Origin of the sequence: Acinetobacter sp. WCHAc060006 (assembly GCF_004209135.1) — a bacterium.
Classification (GTDB): domain Bacteria; phylum Pseudomonadota; class Gammaproteobacteria; order Pseudomonadales; family Moraxellaceae; genus Acinetobacter; species Acinetobacter cumulans.
This window is the reverse complement of sequence record NZ_SGSS01000102.1, coordinates 1-579: the sequence shown is the minus strand read 5'-3', so window position 1 is coordinate 579 and position 579 is coordinate 1. Positions and strand designations below refer to the sequence as shown.

The 579-nt window shown below is 46.3% G+C and carries 1 protein-coding gene; it reads right to left on the bottom strand.

Features of this window, described 5'->3' with window-relative positions:
• Positions 1–579: Ig-like domain-containing protein (locus tag EXE29_RS17580; RefSeq protein WP_252383559.1), on the bottom strand; the 579-nt coding region annotated here is incomplete at both ends.

Genomic DNA, 579 nt, shown 5'->3' with positions numbered 1-579 from the left:
AACCACTCACCGTACCACCAGTCACTTTTACATCAGTTGGATCGAAGCCTTTTACTGGCTCGCTGAATGTAATTGTTACTTCACCCGCTGGCGTAATCACAATCGTTGCTGTCGGTGCTGTCGTATCTAGACTTGGTACGCTGATATTTTCAGCTTTCGAACCAATACCGTTGTTACCTGCAAGGTCTGTGAATGAGTTGTCTGCAACAGTAACTGTAACTAGACCAGATGCACCTGTGTTGCCATCTGCAACGACTTTACCTGTCCAAGAACCGTCTGCCTGTTGAGTTAAGCCACTCACTGTACCGCCAGTCACTTTCACGTCAGATGCATCGAAACCTTTAACCGTTTCGCTGAATGTGATCTTCAAGTTGCCGTTTGCATCTAGTGTCACTGTTGAAGTTGGCGCAGTAGTATCAATACTTGGTACAGATTGTGATTGGTTCGCAACAGTACCTGGGTTACCTGCATTGTCTGTGTATGAACCAGCTGGGATGGTTAAATCTACTTTACCCACAGCACCTGTATTGCCATCAGCAACCACTTTACCTGTCCATGAACCGTCTGGCTGTTGAGTTA